Genomic DNA, 21,701 nt, shown 5'->3' with positions numbered 1-21,701 from the left:
TCGCCCCCACCTACCAAGACGCCCTCGACGTGACCGGCGATGCACTGCGTCGCCTGGCTGAACTCGCCCGTGCGGAGGTGTCCCGTGGCTAAGTTCCTCATCGACGGTCAAGCTCTGGAAGATCTCGGCGGCAAGCTCCAACAGCTTGAAGAGCTGTTCAACGTGATCCAAAGCGAGGCGCAAATCACGATGCGCGCGTGTGTGATGTGCGACATCGGCCGCGATGTCGCTCAGCGCACCGCGATTGCACTTAGCGAACTGCGCATGGCTGCGCGCGCGGAGGTGTCGGCATGAATATCGACGCCCGCCAGCAACTCATTCGTGACGCGCAAGCATTGTCCGCGCTCACGATGGGCCTGTGTGTCGCCCGCCATCAATTCTTCGAAGCGATGAGCGAAACTCGTATCGATGCGTTCTTCGACATGCTGCGCACACTGGCCGAAAAAGTCGAAACCGGCGTAGTGGAGGTGTCGGCATGAGCAAATCCGTCACGAAGCCCATTCCCAAGCTCGCCATTGTCGACACCCTGCTCGACTGTGGATCTGCCGCTCATTGCATCAATTGGCTTTTTGAGAAGTACGACGCTGGCGAGCACGAGTGGTCCATCGAAACAATCCGCCTGCTCACGTCCGTGCTCAGCTCCAAGCTGAGCGATGCGTTGGAAACGGCCGAATCAATCGAAGCGGAGGCCCGCCATGCTTGATAGGCAACCTGACGCCGCCGGCCTGCTGTCGTTCTTCTACGGTCGCTTCGACATGAAATCCGCCTCGACTGAAGAACTCGAATTTCTGTCGTCGTCGACAGCGCCGGACGAGGCAGGCGCTTTGCGCGACACGCTGGATGGAATTGCCTGCCTTGTGTCCGAAGACTTGAGAAAGGAGCGCGGGCAGCGCATCGGCAATTTTCAAGAAACTAGCGTTCCGTCGCTGCTGTGGAGCATTGCCCGCCAGGTGGATGCAATCGGACAGATGGCCTTCATCGCAAGCGAAGCGGACTACGAGCTGCGCGATCGGGTTGTTCGTGCCGCCTCGGCCTCTTCTCGTCGATCAACCCCTAAGCAGTCCTCATCTGACAAGGGCGGCGCATGACACCCACCCGAGCCGACGAAATCAAGGCGCTAGGAAATCAGATGATCGAGCGCGAAATCGAACGCTGTAGAAAGCAGATGGGTGAACGTGAGTGGGAAAAACACAGGGAATGGGTGACGGCCAACATCGTGACGGCCGCAAAGGCATGGCTGATCCGCGAAACGAAGGCGGGACGGCTATGACGGATCATCTTGCCGAATTGGATTTGGATCGTGCGGTTGACGCTGGCCGCGTGAAGGCAGCCCGCGAGGCATTTTTCGCCCGCGCGCCGGGTTCGAACGACACTCAGGCCCGCCCCGCCGTGACCATTACGCGCGCTTCGAACGTCGTGCCGGAGGCGATTCGCTGGCTCTGGCCGGATTGGCTCCCGGAGGGGAAATTGACCCTGCTCGCGGGCTCGCCGGGAACCGGTAAGACGACGCTGGCCTTGGCACTGACGGCAACGGTCACGCGTGGCGGCACATGGCCGGATGGATCCGCCTGCAATCGTCCTGGTGACGTTCTCATATGGAGCGGCGAAGACAACCCAGCCGATACGATCGTTCCGCGCCTGATGGCTGCTGGCGCTGACCTCGACCGCGTACACATCATCACGGGCCGCACCGATGAGAACGGGGAACTGCTGCCCTTCGATCCGGCGGCCGACATGCCGTTACTGGCCGAGCGGCTGTCCGACATGAGCGATGCGCAGTTGCTGATACTCGATCCGATTGTCTCGGCCGTCTCGGGAGACGTACACCGCGTCAATGACGTTCGCCGCAACCTGCAATCACTGGTAGACATGGCGAGCGCACACCGCTGCTGTGTTCTTGGTATCTCGCACTTTGCTAAGGGCACCAAGGGCAGCAGTCCAGCCGAGCGCGTTATCGGTTCCCAGGCGTTCGTCGCACTTGCCCGCATGGTGCTGGTTGCCGGCAAGGACGAGGCGGCCGAGCGTCGGATTCTGGCCCGCGCGAAATCGAATATCGCTCCGGACGATGGTGGCGTGGCCTACTCGCTCGAAATGGCCGAGACGGATGGCATCACGGCAAGCCGGGTTGTATGGGGCGCACTGATCGACGGTTCAGCCCGCGACATTCTCGGCGACGTTGAGCGGGATGACGAGGAGCGCACAGGGTTGGATGACGCTTGCGAGTTTCTAGCCAGCCTGCTGTCGGATGGACCAGTTCGCACGAAGGTGCTGAAAGCTGACGCAGACGGAGCCGGGTTCAACTGGAAGATGATGCAGCGAGCCGCGTCGAAACTCGGCGTTGAGAAACGCAAGGTCGGCATGAAGGAAGGATGGGAATGGGCGCTTGCGAAGGAGACAACCCACGAAGAAGACACGAAGAATCCCACTCTCTATACCGTGTCCCCTTCGGGAAGTCATGTCCCCTTCGGCTCTGGCAAGGGTTTGCGGGCGGTCGATTTTGGCGATTCTCACGAAGGGGACATTGCCAAGGGAGTGTCGCCTTCGGAGAATTCTTCGGATTCGGAACCTGGAGGGGACGTATGACCCCCCTCGAAATCTGGATCGAATGCCGACGCAACAGGATCACCCTGACTGTCGACGGCGATCGGTTGACGTGGCGCGGACCGAAGGAAGCCGCCGACCGACTGCTGCCTGTCATGCGAACGAATCGGGAGGCGTTGCGCGAGTGCGCGCGCGAGCTGGCCGGTCTGCCGATAGAAGATGGTCCATTCCTGCCGTTCGTCCCTTGCCTCACACCGGATCAGATGAAGGAATGGCAGAAAGAGCTATTCGACGCCGTGACGGAGCTGGCCCGACTGGAGCATTGGACTGATGCGCATTACGACAACGTCGTGCTGACCGTCGAACGTCAGCCAGTCAGCACGCTACGGCCCGATCTTGCCTACTTCCGGGAACGGCTCGCGAAGGCGCGGACACCACACAAGGCATAACGCCCAAGGCTCGCTTCGGCGGGCCTGTTCCACCGCATCTCCATCCCGCCTGTTGTAAACGTCCGCGAGGTAGCAGATACTTTCATCAATGCAAGAATTTGAGCAATTAAATGCCAATCCGAAATATGACTCCGCCCGATGCTGCGTCGAATTTCAGCACTGTTCCAACGACGCGACGGTCGCGCACGAAGCCGTCACGACGATTCCTTCCGCCGTCTCCGCCAAGGTCAATTCGATGAGCGCCCGTGTCCAACTGCGCACGCGCGGCAGCAAGTGGATGAAGATCCGCGCCCGCATCCTTCGACGCGATCCGATCTGCGTGCTATGTGCTCAACAGGACGTTGTGCGCGAGTCCGTCGTCGTCGATCACGTCAAACCGCTCGAACACGGCGGCACCGACGCCGACGACAACCTCCGCGGACTGTGTGCGGATCACCATGACCAGGTGACGCGCCAGCAGTTCGGTCATCGGGAGCGGCGCAAGGCGTTCGGGCCTGACGGCCTGCCGCTCGACGGCAGTTGGTCATGAGCTGTAGCCCCCGGCCCGGGGGGATGGTCGATTTCTAGGGATTCAAAGTCCGGGAAACCGACCGCTCCCTTCGCCTTCATAAACGTGGACAAAAAAGGTAAAAAATGGCTCAACGCGGACGGAAATCCGCCGCATCGATCGTAACGGCGACAGCCGCGCCGGTTGCGGCCGAACAGCGGCTTGCGGCGCCACTCCACCTGAGTGACGGCGAGCGCGCAGTCTGGATGGAGGTCGTCAACGATCAACCGGCGAGCGCGTTCACGGCAACCCATGCGCCGCTGCTGGAAATGTACTGTCGTCACGTCACGAACGCTCGCGTACTGGCCGAAGAGATTTTGAATTTCGAGCGCGCATGGCTCGCGGACGACGATGGCCTGAAACGCTACGACCGACTGCTTGCAATGTCGGAGCGTGAGAGTCGCGCGGCCTCGTCGCTTGCGACGCGACTGCGCATCACGCGGCAGGCCGTCGAGCATCCGACGACGGTAGGTCGTTCACTGACGAACCAGAAGAAGGCAAGGAAACCATGGGAACTCCCCGCGTAAAGCGTGTCTCTCGCGGCGAGCGCAACATCCGATGGATCGAAGAGCACTGCCACATCCCTGAAGGCCGACTCGTCGGGCAGCCCGTCAAGCTCACGAAAGAGCAACGCGGCTGGATCAAGCAAATCTACGACACTCCGACGCGCACGTTCATCCTCTCGATGGCGCGCAAAAACGCCAAAACGGCCCTTTCAGCATTCCTCGTGTTGCTTCACCTCGTCGGCCCAGAGGCGCGGCCGAACAGCCAGCTATACAGCGCAGCGCAATCGCGCGACCAGGCGGCCGTGCTGTTCGAACTCGCGGCGAAGGTTGTCCGCATGTCCGAGGATCTGTCGCAGTACGTCACCATCCGCGACACGGCGAAGGAGCTGCTGTGTCACGACCTCGGCACGATCTACAAGGCGCTGTCGGCCGACGCAGCGACCAAATTCGGGCTGAGCCCCGCACTCACGATCCACGACGAGCTCGGCCAGGTCAAAGGCCCACGCTCCCAACTGTACGAGGCGCTGGAAACGGCGAGCGCAGCGCAGGAAAGTCCGCTGTCGATCGTCATCAGCACGCAGGCCCCTACCGATGGTGACCTGCTCAGCCTGCTCATCGACGACGCTCTCAGCGGTGCCGATCCGCGTCTGAAGGTGGCGCTCTATGCCGCGCCGCTCGACATGGATCCATTCAGCGATGAGGCGATCCGACTGGCGAACCCGCATTTCGACGTGTTCATGAATCGCGAGGAAGTGCGTCGCATGGCGTCGGATGCGAAGCGCCTGCCGAGCCGCGAATCGGCCTATCGCAACTTGGTCTTGAATCAGCGCGTCGAAGCTCGCAATCCGTTTGTCGCGCGCGCAATCTGGACGGAGAACGGCGGCGACCCTGCCGAGTTGGACGGCGAGGACGTTTATGGCGGCCTCGATCTATCGAGCGTGAGTGACTTGACGGCCCTCGTTCTGCTGTCGGAGGCCGGCGACGTTCATCCGACATTCTGGCTCCCAGAGGACGGCCTAGAAGCGAAGGCGCGCGCCGATCGCGTGCCTTACGACGTGTGGGCGCGTGATGGACTGCTTCAGACGACACCCGGCAGCGCCATTGAATACGAGTTCGTCGCCGAATATTTGCGCGGCGTATTCGACCGCTGCAACGTGCGCGCGCTCGCGTTCGACCGGTACAACATGCGATTCCTGAAACCGTGGCTTGAGCGGGTCGGCTTCACGGATGAAGAGTTGAGCCGGTTCGTCGAATTCGGCCAGGGCTTCGTTTCCATGTCGCCAGCTATCCGCGAGCTGGAAGCGCGGCTGCTCGCGCGCAAGCTCCGACACGGCGGCCACCCCGTCTTGCAAATGTGTGCCGTGAACACGGTCGCCGTTTCCGATCCGGCGGGCAACCGCAAATTCACGAAACAGAAGTCGACCGGCCGCATCGACGGCATGGTGGCTTTGGCGATGGCTGTCGGCGTCACGCAACAAAATTCGACAGAATCAGAAACCGAGCCGCAGATGTTCTTCATATGAGCTTGACATTGGCACTTTATGCGTGATAATGACGATATTCACGCAATCAAATGCCAATGGATCAGCAAATTTCGAAATTTATCACCAAGCAAACCGCCCAGGCGTCGAACAAAGCGTTCTCGCGGTTCGCGGTGAAGAACCTCGACGACGGGACGCGGGTGCTCAAGGGCATCGCCTCCACTCCGACGCCCGATCGCGTAGGCGACACCGTCGTTCCCGAAGGCATCCAATTCAAGACGCCTTTCCCGCTGCTGTGGCAGCACGATCCGAGCAAGCCCATAGGCACCGTCAACAAAATGACGGTCACAGCGGCCGGCGCGGAGGTTGAGGCGACGATCGCCCCGCCCGGCACTGCCGCATACATCGATGAGGCATACAACCTCATCAAAGCCGGTTTGGTGCCGGGCCTGTCCATCGGATTCCGCCCTCTCGACGCCGTGTACGACAAGGCGACCGGCGGCTTCCTCATCAAATCCTGCGAACTGTTCGAACTCAGCGCCGTGACGATCCCGGCAAACGCTGATGCGGCAGTTCAATCAATCAAAGCGCATGACAAGTCCCGTGTGGGAGCGCCCGTCGTGCGTTTGAGCACTCCCATCATCAAGGACCATGACATGACCATTGCTGAACGACTTAAGGCTCTCGCGAAGAAGCGAGCGGAACACATCGCACGCAAAAAGGCGCTGATGGATGGCGCTGACGCAGACGGTGGCCGCACGCTGAACGAAGTCGAGTCGACGGAATACGATCAGCTCAACGCCGAGCTGAAGTCGCTCGACGCCCACGAAACGCGCCTCAAGGAACAGCAAGCGATCGAGGCCAAGTCGGCCGTTCCGGTCGCGGGCGGCCCGGCGGCGCACTCGCCCGTCATCGTGACGCCCAACGTCACCAAAGGCACGGCGTTCACGCGTTACGCGATCGCACTCGCGCGCTCGAAGGGCAACCTCATGCAAGCGGCCGAGATCGCGAAGCAATGGAAGGATTCAACGCCGGAGGTTGAGACGGTCCTCAAGGCGGCCGTCGCAGCCGGCACGACGACCGATCCGTCGTGGGCCGCGCCGCTCGTCGAATATCAGAACATGGCCGGCGAGTTCATCGAACTGCTGCGCCCGGCTACGATCGTCGGTCGCATCGAAGGGCTTCGCCGCGTCCCGTTCAATGTCCGCATCCCCGGCCAGGCTACGGGCTCGTCGGTCGGCTGGGTCGGCGAAGGCAAGCCCGCGCCCGTCTCGGCGCTGGCGTTCAACACGACGACACTCGGCTTCTCGAAGGTAGCCGGCATCGTCGCGATCACGGAAGAACTCGCGCGCTTCTCGACGCCGAGCGCAGAAGGCGTCGTCCAGCAGGATCTCATTTCGACCATCAGCCAATTCCTCGACGGGCAATTCATCGATCCGGCTGTTGAAGCCGGCGCGAATGGCCTGTCGCCCGCGTCGATCACGAACGGCGTCAAGGCGATTCCGGCATCAGGCAAGGATGCGGAAGCCGTGCGCGCAGACGTGAAAAAGGTATTCCAGGCGTACATCACGGCCAATCTGTCGGTCGCCGGCGCGGTCTGGATCATGTCGGAGACGACGGCCCTCGCGCTGTCGCTGATGCTGAACGTGATGGGGCAACCGGAGTTTCCGGGCCTGACGATGGCGGGCGGCACGTTCTTCGGACTGCCGGCGATCCTGTCGCAAACGGCCGGCGACAACATCGTACTCGCGAAGGCAAGCGAAATCCTGTTCGCCGACGACGGCGGTGTGACGCTCGACGTGAGCCGCGAAGCGTCGCTGCAAATGGACAGCGCGCCCGTCGCTGGCGCTACAGAACTGGTGTCGCTGTGGCAAAACGGCTTCATCGCCCTGAAGGCCGAGCGCTTCATTAACTGGAAGCGTCGCCGCGTCGAAGGCGTCCAGTACATTTCCGGCGCAGCCTACGGCGACGCAGCGCAAGCGGGCTAAGCGGGGAACGCCATGCAAACCTATGAGGTAGTCGTGGCGTTCCCGTATGCGGGACGCACACGGCACGTCGGCGAGCGGATCGAGGTTGATGATCCGAAGCACGTCGAGCTGCTGATCCTACTCGGGAAGATCCGCGAGCCGGCGGCGAAACGTTCCACGTACAAGCGCCGCGACATGCGGCCGGAGGGTTGATGCGGCTTTTCTCCTGGACGCGGAAAGCCGCTCCGCCCGCTCCGGTCGGCGGAGGCGGCACGATTGCCGGTGTCGTGCGCGAGCCGTTCGCGGGCGCGTGGCAGACCGGTATGGGCGTTGATAGCCGCCACGACCTGCTCGCGTTCTCGGCCGTTTACGCGTGCGTGGATCGCATCGCCTCGGACATCTCGAAACTCGGCATCCGGTACGTGAAGCAGATCGGCAATATCTGGCAGGACGCCAGTGCGCCCCGCTTCACGGGGCCGCTACGTCGGCCGAATCCGTACCAAAATCGAATTCAGTTCGTGAAGGCGTGGCAGGTGTCGAAGCTGCTCGCTGGCAACGCGTATGTGCTGCTCGTTCGCGACATGCTGCGCAACGTGATTGCGATGTACGTGCTCGACCCGACGCGCGTTGTTCCGCTCGTCGCGCCCAGCGGTGCTGTGTTCTATCAGGTGGCCGCCGATCCGCTGCGCGGCCTGCCGGAGAAAGTCACGATTCCGGCGTCGGAGATCATCCACGATCGCGGTATCTGCCCCTGGCATCCGCTCATTGGTGTATCACCGATCGTCGCGGCGGCCGCGGCCGGCACGATGGGAAACCGTATCCAGCAGAACAGCCGGAAGTTCTTCGGCAACATGTCGCGGCCTGGCGGCATCCTGTCCGCGCCCGGCAAGATCAGCGACGAAACCGCAAACCGGCTGAAGACCCATTGGGAAACGAACTACGGCGGCGAAAACGCCGGCCGTTTGGCTGTGGTGGGTGACGGACTGAAGTACGAAACCGTCATGATGACCGCCACGGATGCGCAGCTCGTTGAACAGCTCCGCTGGGCTGTCGAAGACGTGGCGCGCTGCTATCACGTCCCGCTCTACAAGATCGGTGCCGACCCGACCGGCTCGAAAACAGCAGCCAACATCGGCGCGCTTGAACAGTCGTACTACACCGATTGCCTGCAAGCCCCGATCGAAGAACTCGAACTCTGTCTCGATGACGGCTTCGAAGTCCCGGACGGCCAGGGGTTTGACGTTGATGTACGCGGGCTCTTGCGCATGGATCCAGCCGCGCGATATGACGCGCACTCAAAAGCCGTAGGCGGTGGCTGGATGGCCCCGAATGAGGCGCGTGCTGCCGAAAACATGGCGCCGGTTCCGGGCGGCGATACGCCCTACCTCCAGCAGCAGAATTACTCGCTGCGCGCGCTCGCCGAGCGCGACAAGGATCCCGCGCCAAGCAGCACCACGACGACCAGCACGCCTGAATCAAAGGAGCCGACCAATGGCAATTAAACAACTCGTCTCGTTCAATCGCGCACTCTCGCACCTGCGCGTCGAAGCGGGCGAGGATGACTACGCGATCAAGGATCTGATCGACGCGGCCAGCGACATCGTCGTGGACTATCTGAAACTGAAGGAGGTCCCCGACACATGGGCACTCGAAGAAGGTGACACTGCGAGCACCGTGCCCGGCGCGGTGCGCTCGGCTGTCCTCCTAGTGCTTGGCACCCTATACGATGACCGCGAAGGTGCGACCAGCCCGCTCACGCCGGCGGTCGAGTCACTTCTTATGCGCTTGCGCGATCCGGCAGTGGCTTGAGGCTCAATCACAGAGTGATCTGCGCTGATACGCTTTGACGCAGCGCTATGCGACAGCATAGCGGGCTTCTTATATGACCCGTTGCAACGGCACGTGCATTCTGCACGAAACCCGAATACCGACAGCCCATCACGCGGCACCACACAGTTATGGCGTCTGCTGATCCAGGTGGCTAAACAACTCATCCTCCGCTTTCTTTATCAATTTGTCTGCAAGCCCCTGAATGGTCGGATTAAGACGCACGGCCACGTAAAGAACCTTTTCCATGGAACTACGCGATAGGCGGAATGGGGGAGTGAATGCGCGCCCAGCATCCTTCACGTAATGCACCTCCCCATTCTCGACTGCATCCCCGAACTCATCAATATGACTCTTGCGAGCTTCAACTGCGCGCCACGGCAAGTAAGGATTGTCGAGCGCGTTTAGCCTGTCCAGATCCCGCCAAAAATCCTCGTCAGAGTTGTACAGGTTGCGCTTCGCACTTTTCGTATTCACATTGACCTCCAGTCCGGACAACTTTCAATCGATGGCGGATGCCTGATCGACCTCTTCTATGGGAACCATGCCGAACATGTTCAACCAGTGCCGACCGTGCCCCATACTTCGACCGACCGGCAGTAGCTCAGCAAGTCTCAATTTACGCGCCGCATCTGCCCGAGCGCGTCATTACCCAGGCCCTTGAGGAGTGAGGCTGATTCCCCGCATGCGTAAGCTCCCGGCTGCGAGGACACCGTGCCTCTTGCCGGAGATCGCTGTTTACGCTCTGATCATAGCTCCTTCGCTCAATGTACAAGGTGTCACGTGTCCGATCCAATTCAAGCCGCATCCGACGTCGCAAAAGCCACCGAGGAAGTCGCCAAAACAGCAGGACAGGTTGTGGAGGCAACCACTAGACTCGGAACGTTTGTGGCGAGATACATCGGAGGTCCGCTGCAACTTGCGTCAGGAATCGTCGAGGACAAGCTGAAATACATGCGATGGGAGAATCAGGTAGATCTCATGGCACGCGCTGACCGAAAGCTAGCGCAAATCGGATTGCCTTCTCCTACGCGAACAATCCCTCCTAAGTTCGCGGTCCCCCTTCTGCAAGCCGCCTCCTTGGAGGATGACGCAGATATACGAGATTTGTGGGCAACGCTTTTGGTCAATGCCGCCAATGCCGATAGCGGCATAGATCTGAGCGCGGCATACATTTCGATTCTTAGAGATCTCACGCCGCTCGACGCTCGCATACTGCGCACGATATATGCGCTGCCGTTTGGCGAAATGCATCATCAAGGAGTATTCACCGGTTACCTCCCGGAGCGAGCCATTATTTGCCCTGAGGGCGGTCGTAGGTCCTCCGAAAATCCAGAGCCCTCCAATGACGTCCGTCTGTCGCTTGCTAACCTGGCTCGCCTCGGATGTCTCACACTGACGAGAACCATGGGCGGGGGTGAAATGATGGACAGCGTCAATCCAACCTATCTCGGCTCGTTTTTTGTTGCCGCATGCACATTGTCGTGCCGGAGCGACTCAACAGGCTCGTCGGGCTCATAACTCGAAAGTCATAGGTTCAAATCTGATCCCCGCCACCAACATCAAAGCCCGCTCTGCGAAAGCAAGTGGGCTTTTTTGCACGCTGCTGCCGCTACGGCCGAGCACGATGAGCCGTCACTTCACGAGGCTGAAACCAATCGCGAGCGTGCTCACCACCGCAAGTATGGCCGCTCCCCATCCGCATATCTGGCCAGCAATACCGAATCGGTGTCCTGACGTGAGCCGACCGAAGACGTTATCCATCGGCTTCGACAAATCGTGAGTTGCCACGATTCGCTCTTTGATCTCCATAGTCATCTTGTCGAAACGCACAGACGCCAAGTACATGTTGAGAATAGCGAAAGCCACGCCAAAACCGTATCCGAGCAGCGTCGCCCGGCCGATCCATCCAGGCTGAAGCGGCTTGCTTCCAGCGAGTAGTGTTGCCACCCCCGCGAAGCCAGCGGCGTTCAGCACGACAAGGTGCTTGACGGTCTCAAGGTCCCACGTTGCAGACATTTCCGCCAACCTCTCCCACCACTCTTCAAGCGAAGTTCGCAAGGCTTGGCGATGGGCCAATTCTTCCGCCACTGCCTGCGGATCAATCGGGGGTTGTGTAGTCATGCTTCCCAGAAATGTGGAGACTGCGGTTCGCAGCTGCGCTGCCCGGATGAAACACAATGATCGCATTTCCCGCCGGTTTGTTCGGCGGTAATCTTGAGAGCTCGCTCTGCTGGGGGTTGTATTGGGGGTCTTTTTACTTAGAACCACACCCATCCTATTAATGGTCATGAAGATATGAATTCTGTCGGGGGACCAGCAATTTCCCGAAATTCCGCCCCAGCCTGAAAATCGCACCGTCGGCACGCACAGCGTCCGAACGTCGGGTGCCCACGCTCACGCTTGGCCGCGTGTTCCGCCGAAGCCGCGTATGCCGTGCTGTGCCAGCCAATGGCCGCCAGGCCTGAGCCCTGACCGCCCCGTCACCGCATCAACCCCGTCCTGACCTGCGGCATCAGACTCGCATTCGCGCCCGTCACGGCAAACGTCCCCGTCGACGACGCCCCCGCCGGCAGCGCCAGCACACTGCCGTCCGCGAGCCGGTTCGCATCGACGACGATCTGGCTCGACGCGCAACCGTTCGTCAGCAACGAGACCGGCAACCCGGCGATCGACGAGAACGTGTTGCCCGTCACGCTGAAAGAACACACGTTTCCGTACGCCCGGAACCCCGCATATCCGGAACCCGACACGCGGTTGTTCGCCACCGTGACGTCCGACACCGCTCCCGACCAGGTATCCAGCTCGATCGCGCCCTGCTGCGTCGGCTGCAATCCGTTGTTCACGTTCGCGTTCTGGATGTTGGTCACGGTATTGCCCGTGATGACGACGTTCGAAGCCCCGTAGGTTTTCCAGCTGTCCTCCTGCGCGGCCAGAATCCCCGCCGCCTTCTCGACGCCGTCGACCGTATTGTTCGAGATCGTCACCGCCTGCCCGCCGACAACGGTGATGCCGCGCCCCCAAGAATTGCCCGATACCGCGTTATGGTCGATCAGCACGTTGCTGCTCAGGCGGCCGTCGCCGAGATAGCTGACCACGGCGATCAGATCGTCGCCGGTGCCGGTCACCGTATTGTTCTGCACCAGCACGTTGGTCGATCCGTAGGTCGTATGAATGCCGTCGGCCAGCGTCGCCCGCACGGTATTGCCCACGATCGCGATACGGTTGCCGCCGAACACGAAGATCCCGGCGCTCGCGCCGCCCTGGATCGTCACCCCGAGCACCTGAACGTCCGAGCCCGTGACCTCGACCTTGGTCGACTCGGGCGTCGTGAGCCGCGCGGTGCCGGTGCCGGCCAGCGTCACGCCGACGAGCGTCGAGCCGGCGCCGCTCATCACGATCGTCTGGTCGGCGGGATTCGTCGCGGCCAGCGTCGCGCCGTATCCCGAGATCACCGCCTGCGGCACCGTCACGGCAAGCGAATGCCCGACGACGTAGCGGCCCGGCGCGATGACCAGGCGCTGGCCGGCACGCAGGCTGTCGAATGCCTTCTGCAACGCGTCGGCCTGGTCGCTGCCGTCGGCAGCCGGGGAGACCGTCACATCGGCGACCAGAATCGGTTTGGCGCCACTGGACAGCAGAAGCGTCGTGCCGGACGCGGAACCGGCCGGCGCAGCGGTCGGTGCCGGGCTGCCGGAATTCGTCGATGCAGCCGATGCGCCGGATGCAGCGCCGGCAGGTGCGACGGACGATGTCGATGTGCCCGCAACGGTTTGCGATGCCGGAGCCGCGCTGCCGTCACCGCCGCCGCATGCAGCAAGCCAAAGGCACAGCGCGGCAAGCATCGCCTGATCGACCGTACGCATACGAAGTTCCGCTAGCCCAGATTGGCGTCATCGTAAGTACGCTTGATTACTTTGTAAATGAATTCCGCCGTGCGCCTGCAAAACCGTTCGTTATCCTCTTCCATTCATCATCGCGCCATCACGGTGACATGCGGCACACGACGCCATCAAGGACTACCTGATGCAGACGGCGCGCGTCTTCACGCGCCGCTCGAGACCCGCCGGCTGCCTGATCGTGCTATCGGCACTGCATCCGGCCGAGCGCTCGGACACGGTCCGGCAAATGCTGATCGCGATGCGCGAGCAGACCGTCACCGCGTTAGACGCGCGGCTGGGCGAAAGCGTTGCGACCGGAGAGCTCTCGGCACATGCGAACCTCGACGCGATCGCGCGCTACTACGTGACGGTGCAACAGGGGATGTCGATTCGGGCGCGCGACGGTGCGAGCCGTCGCGATCTGGAGGCGGTCGCGCAAGCCGCGCTGGCCGCATGCTGTGCTCGCACACGCGAGCGGCGGATAAAACGGCGGACCTCGGAAAGAAGCCCGCAAGCGAAACCACACGCGACCGTGCAGCGGCAAGCGCCCCTGCACGACCGCGCCGATGCATTACTGCGTCACGGCGTGCTGCACGTCCTTCGACGCATGCCACACGCGGTAGCGCACGTCGAAACCGTCCGGCACGTACACGACGAGCGGCAGGCGGCTGTTGTAGCGCAGCAGCTGGCCGTCGCCGCGCACCTGCACGAAGCGCTGCTGCGGCGCCTGGCCCGGGCAGGCCATCAGCGTCGACGCCGGCCCCTTCACGTCGGTCAGGCGATAGTACGTATAGCCCCAGCCCTTCACGTCCTCGGCGGTCAGTTCCCCGCCGAACCATTGCTGGTTGCAGTCGGTCTGCAGCGTCTTGCCGATCATCAGCTCGACGCGCGCGTCGCCTTCGTTCTCGAGCGCGGGCAGCGCGATCACCGCGCGCTGCTGGCCGGCCGTCGGCTGCGGGAACATCTTGATCGACTCGGCCGGCACGGCAGGCGCCGATGCGGGCCCGGCCGCGCAGGCGGCGGCGGTCGTCACGCAAAGGGCGGCCAGGACGGCCCGGATCGCGAATTTCATCGATGTGCTCCTGAAAAACAAATAGGCCCTGGATGCTAACACTTTCGCTCCAAGACCTTACGGCGCTGTAATTTCACGACACAATTGCATACAGCCGGCGATCCCCGCGCGCGGTACTTATACGGAAACCAACGGAGATCATCATGCTGAAGCTCATTGCTGCCGCCGGCGTCGCCACGCTGCTGGCCGGGTGCGTCGTCGGTCCGGACGCCGGATACGGCTACGGACAGCCCTACTATTCCGATCCCGGCTACGCGTACGGGCCGGCCTACGGGGCGTCGCCCGTGTACGGGACGGTCAACATCTGGGGCGGTGGCGGCGGGCGCGACTGGGACCGCGGACGCCGCGACTGGGATCGCGGACGCGAGGGCTGGAATCGTGACCGCGGCGGCTGGGATCGCGACCGCAGCGAACGCGCCCGTCACGGCGGCTGGGGCCGCGGCGACGGACGCCGCGCCGACTGGAATGACGACGGCGGCGGGCGCGGCCAAGGCAACGGCGGCGGCCATCGCCACTGACGCAATTGCAACCGTTTGTATCCACGCACGGCCCGCGCGAGGCCGATACGAGCCGATAGACGACCGTCAAAAAGCAAGGCCCTCGCATCACCGCGAGGGCCTTTTGTCGTCCGCTCCACCGGAAACCGGGGCGGCCGGCTACGCAACGCCGAACCTGCCCGCGCCTCATGCGCGTGCCCGCTTCTTACCACCCCGCCGGCTGCGCATAGCCGCCCGACACGGGCGCGCCGCACACGTACGCGCGCTGATAACGGTCGTAGCAATAGCTCGGGCCGTCGTCCTGGTATTGCGCCTGCTGGTAGGTCGGATAAGCCGGCTGCTGGTAGGCCGGTGCCTGGTAGTACGTCGGCGGCTGATAGGCCGGTGCCTGATACACGGGCGCCTGATACGCGACGGGCGGATTCATCGCCGACGTCACGATCGCCCCGAGCACCGCGCCGCCGATCAGCGCGCCGATGACGGCGCCCCCGTCGCGGCCATGCGCGGACGCCGGGCCCGCCACGGCGAGCGAACCGGCGAGGACACATACAGCGGCAATCTTTTTCATGATGGACTCCCACGCGAAGTGGTACTGGATGCGATGCATTGTGGCCGCGCCCGGCCGTAATAGATGCAGCAAGTGGTAACGCGCCATTACGGGTATCACGCACGCCGAAACGCGGCACGGCCGTGCTACGATTTTCGGCACACTGGAGACGCCTTCATGCAGCCCGAAACCGCCCGCCGTTTCGATACCGAATTCGCGCCGCGCATCGCGCAGGCGATCGCCGCCTTCTTCGCCGATCACGTACTGACCGACGTCGTCCCGTACGGCGGCCACGGGCAACCGACGCGCGTGCAGATCCGCAGCGCGCCGCACGAGCACGTGAGCGGCTTCGTGCATCCGCTGAACCTCGAACTGACCTGGGACACCGACGAGATCGAACGGTTGATGGAGCCCGACGGGCCCATGCGGTTCGAGCACTATCTGAGCGCGCTGCCGAGGAAGCTGAGCGCATGGGAGGGCGCGCGCGACATCGACCTCGCGTCGCGCACGCAGGCCGACCCGCTCGTGCGGCTCGGCGGCCTCGATTTCGAAGGCTGAACGCGCGCCGGCCGGCGGCGGTGTCGGCGTCGCGCGATTCGGCCCGGTGATACACTCGACCGGCCCCGCGCCGGCGCCGCCAGGCTGGCCGGACCGTCCACCGCCGCCTCCACCCGCAAGCATGGTTGCGCACGCAACCGGCACCCGGGCACGCGGACAACCACGCTTTCGCTCCCGCCATGAACGCCGATACCGGCCTGCCGCTTCCGCAACGCTACTGGGCGATCGTCTGCGTCGCACTGGGCATCACGCTCGCCGTGCTCGACGGCGCCATCGCGAACGTCGCGCTGCCGACGATCGCGCGCGACCTGCACGCGTCCGATGCCGCATCGATCTGGATCGTCAACGCGTACCAGCTCGCGGTCACGATCACGCTGCTGCCGCTCGCGTCGCTCGGCGAACGCGTCGGCTATCGCCGCATCTACATCGCGGGTCTTGCGCTCTTCACCGCGGCGTCGCTCGGCTGCGCGCTCGCCGGCTCGCTGCCGACGCTCGCGGTGATGCGCGTGATCCAGGGGTTCGGTGCGGCCGGCATCATGAGCGTCAACGCGGCGCTGGTGCGCATGATCTACCCGTCGTCGATGCTCGGGCGCGGGCTGTCGATCAACGCGATGGTGGTCGCGCTGTCGTCGGCGATCGGCCCGACGGTCGCATCGGCGATCCTGTCGTTCGCGTCGTGGCCCTGGCTGTTCGCGGTCAATGTGCCGATCGGCATCGCCGCGGTGTTCGGCAGCCTGCGTGCGCTGCCGGCCAACCCGCTGCACGACGCGCCGTACGATTTCCCGAGCGCGCTGATGAACGCCTGCGTGTTCGGCCTGCTGATCATGGCCGTCGACGGGCTCGGTCACGGCGAAAGCCACGCGTACGTCGCGGCCGAGCTGGCCGTCGCGTTCGGCGTCGGCTACTTCTTCGTGAAGCGCCAGCTGTCGCAGCCGGCGCCGCTGCTGCCGGTCGACCTGATGCGCATCCCGATGTTCGCGCTGTCGATCTGCACGTCGGTCGCGTCGTTCACGTCGCAGATGCTCGCGTTCGTCGCGCTGCCGTTCTGGCTGCAGCATTCGCTCGGCTTCTCCCAGGTCGAAACCGGCCTCTACATGACGCCGTGGCCGCTCGTGATCGTATTCGCCGCGCCGCTCGCGGGCGTGCTGTCGGACCGCTATTCGGCCGGCATCCTCGGCGGCATCGGGCTCGCGCTGTTCGCGGCCGGGCTGCTGTCGCTCGCGACGATCGGCGCGCACCCGGGTACCGTCGACATCGTGTGGCGGATGGCGCTGTGCGGCGCGGGCTTCGGGCTGTTCCAGTCGCCGAACAATCGCGCGATGCTGTCGTCGGCGCCGCGCGAGCGCAGCGGCGGCGCCGGCGGGATGCTGAGCACGGCGCGCCTGACGGGCCAGACGCTCGGTGCCGCGCTCGTCGCGCTGATTTTCGGGCTGGCGCCCGACCGCGGTCCGACGATCGCGCTCTATGTCGCCACGGTGTTCGCGGCGGTCGCCGCGGTGGTCAGCATGCTGCGCATCGCGTCGCCGCGCCCCGACGCTGCGGCCTGATGCGGCGACTTCACGCTGCGACCTGACGCCGCAGCGCGCCGCGCCCGCAACTCAGGCAGCGTCGAGCGCGTCCATCACGAAGCGCACGCGCGCCTTCACGCTCACGCGCGGCAGCTCGATCAGCCGATAACCATACGCCGTATAGCAGTCGACCATCGCGTCGTAGGTGCGCACGGCCTCCGCGAAATCCTGCCGGCGCTCGGTGTCGTGCGTGTAGATCTCGGGCCACGGCGGCGCGATGAACACACGCCGGTGATAGCGGAAGCGCCGCGCCGCGGCCTCCGCGTGTGCGGGCACCGCAAGGCCCGTCAGGCGCAGGTAACCGATCACGTCCGGCACGCCGCGATCGAAGAACACGGGCCCGCGCGCGCCTCGCGCGAGATGGTGCGAACGCATCTCCCAGTTCAGCATCTGCTCGGCGAATGCGGCCCGGTCGCGCCACGGCAGCGCCGGGCCGTCGATCGCCATCTGGTCGCGGATCACGCCGCGCCCGGCCTCGTGCGAGCGCGCGAAACCGGTACGCTCGAGCGCATCGAGCAACGTGCTCTTGCCGGAGCCGGGGCCGCCCGTGACGATGAAGAAGCGGGCGGCCGCATCGTCCGCCGCGCCACCCTCCTCCACGCGCTCGGACATCCGCTCAGACATGCGCGGCCCGCCGGCCCGCGCGCCGCGTGACCGACGCGGCCGCCGCGACGCTGCGCAGGTCGGCGACGAACGTGTCGCGCCAGACCGAAAGGTTGTTCTCGCGCAGCCGCGCGAGGTTCGCCTCGTGCCGCGCCCGCCGCTCGGCGAGCGGCATCGACAGCGCGCGCTCGAGCGCATCGGCCATCTGCGACAGGTCGTACGGATTGACGAGCAGCGCGCCGCTCAGCTCGGCCGCCGCGCCCGCGAACTCCGACAGCACGAGCACGCCCGGATCGGCCGGGTCCTGCGACGCGACGTATTCCTTCGCGACGAGATTCATCCCGTCGCGCAACGGCGTCACGTAGCCGACCTGCGACATCCGGAAGAACGCCATCAGCAGATTGCGCTCGTACTTGCGGTTCAGGTACTGGATCGGCGTCCAGTCGAGCTGCGAGAAGCGGCCGTTGATACGGCCGGCCTCGCCTTCGAGCGTCTCGCGAATGCGCTGGTAGGTCTGCACGTCGGAGCGCGTCGGCGGCGCGATCTGCACGAGCGACACGCGCCCCTGCCAGCCCGGCTGGTTGGCGAGCATCCGCTCGAACGACTGGAAGCGCTCGACGAGCCCCTTCGAATAGTCGAGCCGGTCGACGCTCATCACGAGCTTGCGGCCCCCGAGCGCGTCGCGCAGCATCTTCACCGGCTTGCGCGAGCCATACTGGACGGCCGCCTCGGCGATCGCATCCGGATGCACGCCGATCGGATAGGCGGCGACCTTCACGACGCGGCCGTGCGCATGCAGCATCCCGTCGTCGCTCGCCGCGCCGATGCCGCGCCGCTCGATGTAGTCGGTGAACGCCTGCTTGTCGGCGTCGGTCTGGAAACCCGCGATGTCGTACGCGCACATGAACTTCACGAGCTCGTCGTGCGGCGGCACGACGCGCAGCATGTCGGGCGACGGAAACGGAATGTGCAGGAAGAAGCCGATCGGATTCTTCACGCCGAGCTCGCGCAGGCAATGCGCGAACGGCAGCAGGTGATAGTCGTGCACCCAGATCAGGTCGTCGGGCCGCAGCAGCGCGGCGAGCTGCTTCGCGAGCATCGCGTTCACGCGCAGATAGCCGGCGTACTCCTGCCGGTCGAAGCGCGCGAGATCACTGCGGTAGTGAAACACCGGCCAGAGTGTCGCGTTCGAGAAACCGCGGTAGTACTGATCGTAGTCGCGCCGGGTCAGCCCCACCGTCGCATAGGTGACGTTGCCGTCCCGCTGGATCGCCGGTTGCGTGTCGGGCGTACCGACGATCTCGCCGTTCCAGCCGAACCAGACGCCGCCGGTTTCCTTCAGCGCATCCATCACGCCGACCGCGAGACCGCCTGCGCTCGGGCGCGTGTCCTCGCCGGCGGCGACACGGTTCGATACCACGATCAATCTGCTCATGCGGCTTCCCCTCCTCGATTCGATTGAATGACGCGCAGCGCGCGCCAAGGCGGACGCGACGGCCCGAAGGCAGTCGCGCGGCGATTCAGATGTGAGCGATGCAACACGGCGCGCAATGAAATGCGGCAGCGGAATACAGCGGCGACAGCCTCAAGCGTCCTGCTCCTGGCCGAGGTCGCGTTGATAGTCGAGCCCTTCCGGGCGTGCGCCGCCCTGGTTGTGATCGCCGTCGGACGGCGTCTCGTCGGGCGCACCGGCCGGCGCGTCGGTCTGCGGACGCGGGCGCTCGGCACCTGCATCGGGCGGCCGGGGAGAAAACCGTTTCGAACGGCGCATGGCTGGGTGTCTCATATGGCGCGCGGCTCGGAGCCGTCGTAGAAACATTCCATAACAAAACAGTCTAGGTCGCTTCCTCGCACGCCACGGTAACAATTACCTTCAATTTGTAACGTTTTGACCCCGGCTCCGCCATCTGTCCGACAATAGCGCCGCGCGTACGCGCGCGACCCGCCGCCGGCCATTTGTCAAAGCTTTGCAGTTTTCCTATGACCATTGCGAAACAATGACGCGGCAAGGGGGCGCGCATGCGTCGCCGCTCACCCAGACAGGACTTGCACTCAGGGATGAACATGGGTTTCGAACCGCCGCGCCGGGCCACGCCGGCGCGCATCGTGCTGGCCGCGCTCGCCACCGCCGCACTGCTGTCCGGCTGCAACTCGCTGTACAGCGAAGGCGCGACCGCCGGCGCCGGTATCGCGGGCGCCGCGATCGCCTCCAAGGTCACCAACAATGCCGCCGTCGCGACAGGCATCGGCCTCGGCGCCGTCGCCGGTGCGCGTGCGGGCGTCCAGTACACGCAGCGCGTCGCGCACCGCTACACGCAGGAACAGATCGCGAAGGCGGCCGGCCCGCTCGACGTCGGCGGCGTCGCGCCGTGGACGACGCACCATTCGTTTCCGATCGAGGATGACGAACAGGGCCGCGTGACGGTCAGCCGGATGATCAGCATCGGCCCGCTCGACTGCAAGGAAATCGTGTTCGCGGTCGACACGCCCGCGAAGGCCGACAAGGCCGCGCAATCGGCGTTCTACGTCGCCACGATCTGCCGCGACGGTCCCGTGTGGAAATGGGCGTCGGCGGAACCGGCGACCGAACGCTGGGGCGCGCTGCAATGACCGTCGCGATCCGAATCGCCGCGATCGGCGCGCTGTGCGCGGCCAGCGCCGCGCTGTCGGGCTGCGGCTCGGTCGGCGCGGCGAGCGGCGCGCTCGCCGGCGCGGCGACGGGCCTCGTCACGGCGAACCCGGCCGTCGGCGTCGGTGTCGGGATCGCCGTGCAGGCGGCGACCGACGAGGCCGTCAACCGCACGATGAAACAGCTCCATCAGAACCAGCAGGACGCGATCGCGAAGGCGGCCGGCAGCCTGGCCGTCGGCGAAGTGAAGCCGTGGAACGTGAAGAACACGCTGCCGCTCGAAAACGGCGAGGGCGAGGTGCGCGTCACGCGCGCGTACTCGACGGCGCTTGCGCTGTGCAAGGAATTCGCGTTCTCAGTGAAGGACGGCGACAAGGCCGACTGGTATTTCGCGAATGCGTGCCAGCAAGGCACGCACTGGAAGTGGGCGTCGGCCGAACCGGCGGTCGACCGGTGGGGTAACCTGCAGTAACGATGCGATGCGCGACGCCTGGCAGGCGCCGTGCGTGCGGATGCCGGGCCAGACGGCCCGGCTCGACGGCTCAGGACTCGACGTCCTCGAGACTGAAGATTTCGGTCTGGTCGTTGTACGAGAAGATCTCGCCGTAACGACCCCAGTCGATCACCGCGTCGAGCGTTTCCTCCGCCGCGCCGTCCGACAGGAAATCCTCCAGCTCCTGCTCGAAACGCACACGCGGCGCACGATGGCCCGGGCGCTCGTTCAGCACCTTCTTGATCCGCGCGGCGAGCGGCACGTGCTTCAGCAGGTGATCCGCGAACATCAGCTTGCGCTCCTGCGTGCCGAATTCCGCGAACACACGCCCCGGCGGCGTCAGGAACACGTCCCCTTCGCGCACGTCGGCGAAGCCGAGGTACTGCAGCACTTCGGCGATCGGGAACAGGTCGTCGACCTCCAGATGCAGCGTGCGCGCGATTTCCGGCATGTCGGCACGGCCGTGGTACGGCGCCATCGCGAGCGTCTCGATCAGGCCGGCCATCAGGTTGGTCGACACCTGCGGCAGCCAGCT

29 protein-coding genes and 1 pseudogene are annotated in these 21,701 nt (G+C 64.3%); 21 read left to right on the top strand and 9 right to left on the bottom strand.

What is annotated here, in order from left to right:
* Positions 1-84: 84 nt before the first annotated feature.
* The 14 genes from DIE17_RS18770 to DIE17_RS18705 all read left to right on the top strand — a co-directional run bounded on the left by DIE17_RS18770 (position 85) and on the right by DIE17_RS18705 (position 9,300).
* Complete coding sequence (locus DIE17_RS18770; protein ID WP_185735387.1) at positions 85-294, top strand: hypothetical protein; 210 nt, start codon at positions 85-87, stop codon at positions 292-294.
* Positions 291-479: a hypothetical protein gene (locus DIE17_RS18765; RefSeq protein WP_124921210.1), complete on the top strand. Its 189-nt coding sequence runs from the start codon at positions 291-293 to the stop codon at positions 477-479. Before DIE17_RS18770 ends, DIE17_RS18765 begins: the two co-directional genes overlap by 4 nt.
* Positions 476-703, top strand: a complete 228-nt coding sequence (locus tag DIE17_RS18760) for a hypothetical protein (protein ID WP_124921209.1) — start codon at positions 476-478, stop codon at positions 701-703. Before DIE17_RS18765 ends, DIE17_RS18760 begins: the two co-directional genes overlap by 4 nt.
* The gene (locus tag DIE17_RS18755) at positions 696-1,088 is read left to right on the top strand and encodes a hypothetical protein (protein ID WP_124921208.1); all 393 of its coding nucleotides are present in this window, start codon (positions 696-698) and stop codon (positions 1,086-1,088) included. Before DIE17_RS18760 ends, DIE17_RS18755 begins: the two co-directional genes overlap by 8 nt.
* On the top strand, positions 1,085-1,270 hold the full coding sequence (locus DIE17_RS18750) for a hypothetical protein (protein WP_124921207.1): 186 nt from the start codon (positions 1,085-1,087) through the stop codon (positions 1,268-1,270). The genes DIE17_RS18755 and DIE17_RS18750 overlap by 4 nt, the downstream gene beginning before the upstream one ends.
* Positions 1,267-2,583 carry an AAA family ATPase gene (locus DIE17_RS18745; protein ID WP_124921206.1) on the top strand — a complete coding sequence of 439 codons (1,317 nt, stop codon included), beginning with the start codon at positions 1,267-1,269 and terminating at the stop codon, positions 2,581-2,583. The genes DIE17_RS18750 and DIE17_RS18745 overlap by 4 nt, the downstream gene beginning before the upstream one ends.
* Entirely contained in the window at positions 2,580-2,990 is a 411-nt protein-coding gene (locus DIE17_RS18740; RefSeq protein WP_124921205.1) for a hypothetical protein, read from the top strand. The genes DIE17_RS18745 and DIE17_RS18740 overlap by 4 nt, the downstream gene beginning before the upstream one ends.
* Positions 2,991-3,078: 88 nt before the next feature.
* Positions 3,079-3,519, top strand: coding sequence for an HNH endonuclease (locus DIE17_RS38020; protein ID WP_260439254.1), 441 nt, complete (start codon positions 3,079-3,081; stop codon positions 3,517-3,519).
* A gap of 104 nt (positions 3,520-3,623) precedes the next feature.
* Positions 3,624-4,064 (top strand): hypothetical protein, encoded by a 441-nt coding sequence (locus DIE17_RS18730; RefSeq protein ID WP_060357442.1) that lies wholly within the window; start codon positions 3,624-3,626, stop codon positions 4,062-4,064.
* Entirely contained in the window at positions 4,046-5,566 is a 1,521-nt protein-coding gene (locus DIE17_RS18725; RefSeq protein WP_124921204.1) for a terminase large subunit, read from the top strand. Before DIE17_RS18730 ends, DIE17_RS18725 begins: the two co-directional genes overlap by 19 nt.
* 56 nt (positions 5,567-5,622) lie before the next feature.
* A complete protein-coding gene (locus DIE17_RS18720; protein WP_260439253.1) occupies positions 5,623-7,512 on the top strand; it encodes a phage major capsid protein in 1,890 nt (629 codons plus the stop codon).
* A gap of 12 nt (positions 7,513-7,524) precedes the next feature.
* Positions 7,525-7,704, top strand: coding sequence for a hypothetical protein (locus DIE17_RS18715; RefSeq protein ID WP_060357439.1), 180 nt, complete (start codon positions 7,525-7,527; stop codon positions 7,702-7,704).
* Positions 7,704-8,993, top strand: a complete 1,290-nt coding sequence (locus DIE17_RS18710; protein WP_124921202.1) for a phage portal protein — start codon at positions 7,704-7,706, stop codon at positions 8,991-8,993. Before DIE17_RS18715 ends, DIE17_RS18710 begins: the two co-directional genes overlap by 1 nt.
* On the top strand, positions 8,983-9,300 hold the full coding sequence (locus DIE17_RS18705) for a head-tail connector protein (protein WP_124921201.1): 318 nt from the start codon (positions 8,983-8,985) through the stop codon (positions 9,298-9,300). Before DIE17_RS18710 ends, DIE17_RS18705 begins: the two co-directional genes overlap by 11 nt.
* A 147-nt stretch (positions 9,301-9,447) precedes the next feature.
* On the opposite strand, the gene DIE17_RS18700 is transcribed toward DIE17_RS18705, so the two are convergent.
* Positions 9,448-9,816: a hypothetical protein gene (locus DIE17_RS18700; protein WP_124921200.1), complete on the bottom strand. Its 369-nt coding sequence runs from the start codon at positions 9,814-9,816 to the stop codon at positions 9,448-9,450.
* A gap of 285 nt (positions 9,817-10,101) precedes the next feature.
* On the opposite strand from DIE17_RS18700, the gene DIE17_RS18695 reads away from it, so the two are divergent.
* Positions 10,102-10,839, top strand: a complete 738-nt coding sequence (locus tag DIE17_RS18695; RefSeq protein WP_124921199.1) for an Abi-alpha family protein — start codon at positions 10,102-10,104, stop codon at positions 10,837-10,839.
* A gap of 114 nt (positions 10,840-10,953) precedes the next feature.
* Here the strand turns inward: DIE17_RS18695 and DIE17_RS18690 are convergent, their stop codons facing one another.
* Together DIE17_RS18690 and DIE17_RS18685 are read right to left on the bottom strand one after the other, a co-directional pair.
* Complete coding sequence (locus DIE17_RS18690) at positions 10,954-11,442, bottom strand: hypothetical protein (RefSeq protein WP_124921198.1); 489 nt, start codon at positions 11,440-11,442, stop codon at positions 10,954-10,956.
* Positions 11,443-11,801: 359 nt separating this feature from the next.
* On the bottom strand, positions 11,802-12,920 hold the full coding sequence (locus DIE17_RS18685; protein ID WP_124573303.1) for a right-handed parallel beta-helix repeat-containing protein: 1,119 nt from the start codon (positions 12,918-12,920) through the stop codon (positions 11,802-11,804).
* Positions 12,921-13,314: 394 nt separating this feature from the next.
* On the opposite strand from DIE17_RS18685, the pseudogene DIE17_RS38015 reads away from it, so the two are divergent.
* Positions 13,315-13,653: pseudogene (locus tag DIE17_RS38015) on the top strand (TetR family transcriptional regulator C-terminal domain-containing protein); the annotation flags it as partial.
* 117 nt (positions 13,654-13,770) lie between these two features.
* Here DIE17_RS38015 and eco read toward each other — a convergent pair.
* Positions 13,771-14,271: a serine protease inhibitor ecotin gene (gene eco / locus DIE17_RS18675; protein ID WP_044846395.1), complete on the bottom strand. Its 501-nt coding sequence runs from the start codon at positions 14,269-14,271 to the stop codon at positions 13,771-13,773.
* Between the two features lie 143 nt (positions 14,272-14,414).
* On the opposite strand from eco, the gene DIE17_RS18670 reads away from it, so the two are divergent.
* Entirely contained in the window at positions 14,415-14,789 is a 375-nt protein-coding gene (locus DIE17_RS18670; protein WP_124521581.1) for a hypothetical protein, read from the top strand.
* 184 nt (positions 14,790-14,973) lie between these two features.
* Here the strand turns inward: DIE17_RS18670 and DIE17_RS18665 are convergent, their stop codons facing one another.
* Entirely contained in the window at positions 14,974-15,375 is a 402-nt protein-coding gene (locus tag DIE17_RS18665) for a hypothetical protein (protein WP_044846393.1), read from the bottom strand.
* A gap of 117 nt (positions 15,376-15,492) precedes the next feature.
* Between DIE17_RS18665 and DIE17_RS18660 the strand changes: the two genes are divergently transcribed.
* Both DIE17_RS18660 and DIE17_RS18655 read left to right on the top strand, forming a co-directional pair.
* Positions 15,493-15,873 (top strand): DUF5594 family protein, encoded by a 381-nt coding sequence (locus DIE17_RS18660; RefSeq protein ID WP_044846392.1) that lies wholly within the window; start codon positions 15,493-15,495, stop codon positions 15,871-15,873.
* A 179-nt stretch (positions 15,874-16,052) separates the two neighbouring features.
* Entirely contained in the window at positions 16,053-17,420 is a 1,368-nt protein-coding gene (locus DIE17_RS18655) for an MFS transporter (RefSeq protein ID WP_044846391.1), read from the top strand.
* 51 nt (positions 17,421-17,471) lie between these two features.
* On the opposite strand, the gene DIE17_RS18650 is transcribed toward DIE17_RS18655, so the two are convergent.
* The 3 genes from DIE17_RS18650 to DIE17_RS18640 form a co-directional block, all read right to left on the bottom strand.
* Complete coding sequence (locus DIE17_RS18650; protein ID WP_124521613.1) at positions 17,472-18,053, bottom strand: AAA family ATPase; 582 nt, start codon at positions 18,051-18,053, stop codon at positions 17,472-17,474.
* 4 nt (positions 18,054-18,057) lie between these two features.
* On the bottom strand, positions 18,058-19,479 hold the full coding sequence (gene otsA, locus DIE17_RS18645; RefSeq protein WP_124521580.1) for an alpha,alpha-trehalose-phosphate synthase (UDP-forming): 1,422 nt from the start codon (positions 19,477-19,479) through the stop codon (positions 18,058-18,060).
* A gap of 150 nt (positions 19,480-19,629) precedes the next feature.
* On the bottom strand, positions 19,630-19,815 hold the full coding sequence (locus tag DIE17_RS18640) for a hypothetical protein (protein WP_059527452.1): 186 nt from the start codon (positions 19,813-19,815) through the stop codon (positions 19,630-19,632).
* Positions 19,816-20,102: 287 nt separating this feature from the next.
* Between DIE17_RS18640 and DIE17_RS18635 the strand changes: the two genes are divergently transcribed.
* Entirely contained in the window at positions 20,103-20,654 is a 552-nt protein-coding gene (locus DIE17_RS18635) for a hypothetical protein (RefSeq protein WP_044846387.1), read from the top strand.
* Positions 20,651-21,145, top strand: coding sequence for a hypothetical protein (locus DIE17_RS18630; protein ID WP_124521578.1), 495 nt, complete (start codon positions 20,651-20,653; stop codon positions 21,143-21,145). The genes DIE17_RS18635 and DIE17_RS18630 overlap by 4 nt, the downstream gene beginning before the upstream one ends.
* 70 nt (positions 21,146-21,215) lie before the next feature.
* Here the strand turns inward: DIE17_RS18630 and DIE17_RS18625 are convergent.
* A partial coding sequence (locus tag DIE17_RS18625; RefSeq protein ID WP_175693453.1) for an AAA-associated domain-containing protein occupies positions 21,216-21,701 on the bottom strand: 486 nt, incomplete at its 5' end.

The organism is Burkholderia sp. Bp9099 (assembly GCF_003857805.1).
GTDB lineage: Bacteria > Pseudomonadota > Gammaproteobacteria > Burkholderiales > Burkholderiaceae > Burkholderia.
Note: the sequence above shows the minus strand (reverse complement) of the source record. Positions and strands in the feature narration are given on the sequence as shown.

Bases quoted from the DNA above. Each gene is read 5' to 3' on its own strand.
- DIE17_RS18630 (WP_124521578.1), top strand. From the start codon at position 20,651: ATGACCGTCGCGATCCGAATCGCCGCGATCGGCGCGCTGTGCGCGGCC.
- DIE17_RS18755 (WP_124921208.1), top strand. From the start codon at position 696: ATGCTTGATAGGCAACCTGACGCCGCCGGCCTGCTGTCGTTCTTCTAC.
- DIE17_RS18660 (WP_044846392.1), top strand. From the start codon at position 15,493: ATGCAGCCCGAAACCGCCCGCCGTTTCGATACCGAATTCGCGCCGCGC.
- DIE17_RS18715 (WP_060357439.1), top strand. From the start codon at position 7,525: ATGCAAACCTATGAGGTAGTCGTGGCGTTCCCGTATGCGGGACGCACA.
- DIE17_RS18725 (WP_124921204.1), top strand. From the start codon at position 4,046: ATGGGAACTCCCCGCGTAAAGCGTGTCTCTCGCGGCGAGCGCAACATC.
- DIE17_RS18670 (WP_124521581.1), top strand. From the start codon at position 14,415: ATGCTGAAGCTCATTGCTGCCGCCGGCGTCGCCACGCTGCTGGCCGGG.
- DIE17_RS18650 (WP_124521613.1), bottom strand. From the start codon at position 18,053: ATGTCCGAGCGCGTGGAGGAGGGTGGCGCGGCGGACGATGCGGCCGCC.
- DIE17_RS18710 (WP_124921202.1), top strand. From the start codon at position 7,704: ATGCGGCTTTTCTCCTGGACGCGGAAAGCCGCTCCGCCCGCTCCGGTC.
- DIE17_RS18705 (WP_124921201.1), top strand. From the start codon at position 8,983: ATGGCAATTAAACAACTCGTCTCGTTCAATCGCGCACTCTCGCACCTG.
- otsA (WP_124521580.1), bottom strand. From the start codon at position 19,479: ATGAGCAGATTGATCGTGGTATCGAACCGTGTCGCCGCCGGCGAGGAC.
- DIE17_RS18655 (WP_044846391.1), top strand. From the start codon at position 16,053: ATGAACGCCGATACCGGCCTGCCGCTTCCGCAACGCTACTGGGCGATC.
- DIE17_RS18745 (WP_124921206.1), top strand. From the start codon at position 1,267: ATGACGGATCATCTTGCCGAATTGGATTTGGATCGTGCGGTTGACGCT.
- DIE17_RS18720 (WP_260439253.1), top strand. From the start codon at position 5,623: ATGGATCAGCAAATTTCGAAATTTATCACCAAGCAAACCGCCCAGGCG.
- DIE17_RS18635 (WP_044846387.1), top strand. From the start codon at position 20,103: ATGAACATGGGTTTCGAACCGCCGCGCCGGGCCACGCCGGCGCGCATC.
- DIE17_RS18665 (WP_044846393.1), bottom strand. From the start codon at position 15,375: ATGCATCGCATCCAGTACCACTTCGCGTGGGAGTCCATCATGAAAAAG.
- DIE17_RS18690 (WP_124921198.1), bottom strand. From the start codon at position 11,442: ATGACTACACAACCCCCGATTGATCCGCAGGCAGTGGCGGAAGAATTG.
- DIE17_RS18740 (WP_124921205.1), top strand. From the start codon at position 2,580: ATGACCCCCCTCGAAATCTGGATCGAATGCCGACGCAACAGGATCACC.
- DIE17_RS18750 (WP_124921207.1), top strand. From the start codon at position 1,085: ATGACACCCACCCGAGCCGACGAAATCAAGGCGCTAGGAAATCAGATG.
- eco (WP_044846395.1), bottom strand. From the start codon at position 14,271: ATGAAATTCGCGATCCGGGCCGTCCTGGCCGCCCTTTGCGTGACGACC.
- DIE17_RS18760 (WP_124921209.1), top strand. From the start codon at position 476: ATGAGCAAATCCGTCACGAAGCCCATTCCCAAGCTCGCCATTGTCGAC.
- DIE17_RS18765 (WP_124921210.1), top strand. From the start codon at position 291: ATGAATATCGACGCCCGCCAGCAACTCATTCGTGACGCGCAAGCATTG.
- DIE17_RS18640 (WP_059527452.1), bottom strand. From the start codon at position 19,815: ATGCGCCGTTCGAAACGGTTTTCTCCCCGGCCGCCCGATGCAGGTGCC.
- DIE17_RS18730 (WP_060357442.1), top strand. From the start codon at position 3,624: ATGGCTCAACGCGGACGGAAATCCGCCGCATCGATCGTAACGGCGACA.
- DIE17_RS38020 (WP_260439254.1), top strand. From the start codon at position 3,079: ATGCAAGAATTTGAGCAATTAAATGCCAATCCGAAATATGACTCCGCC.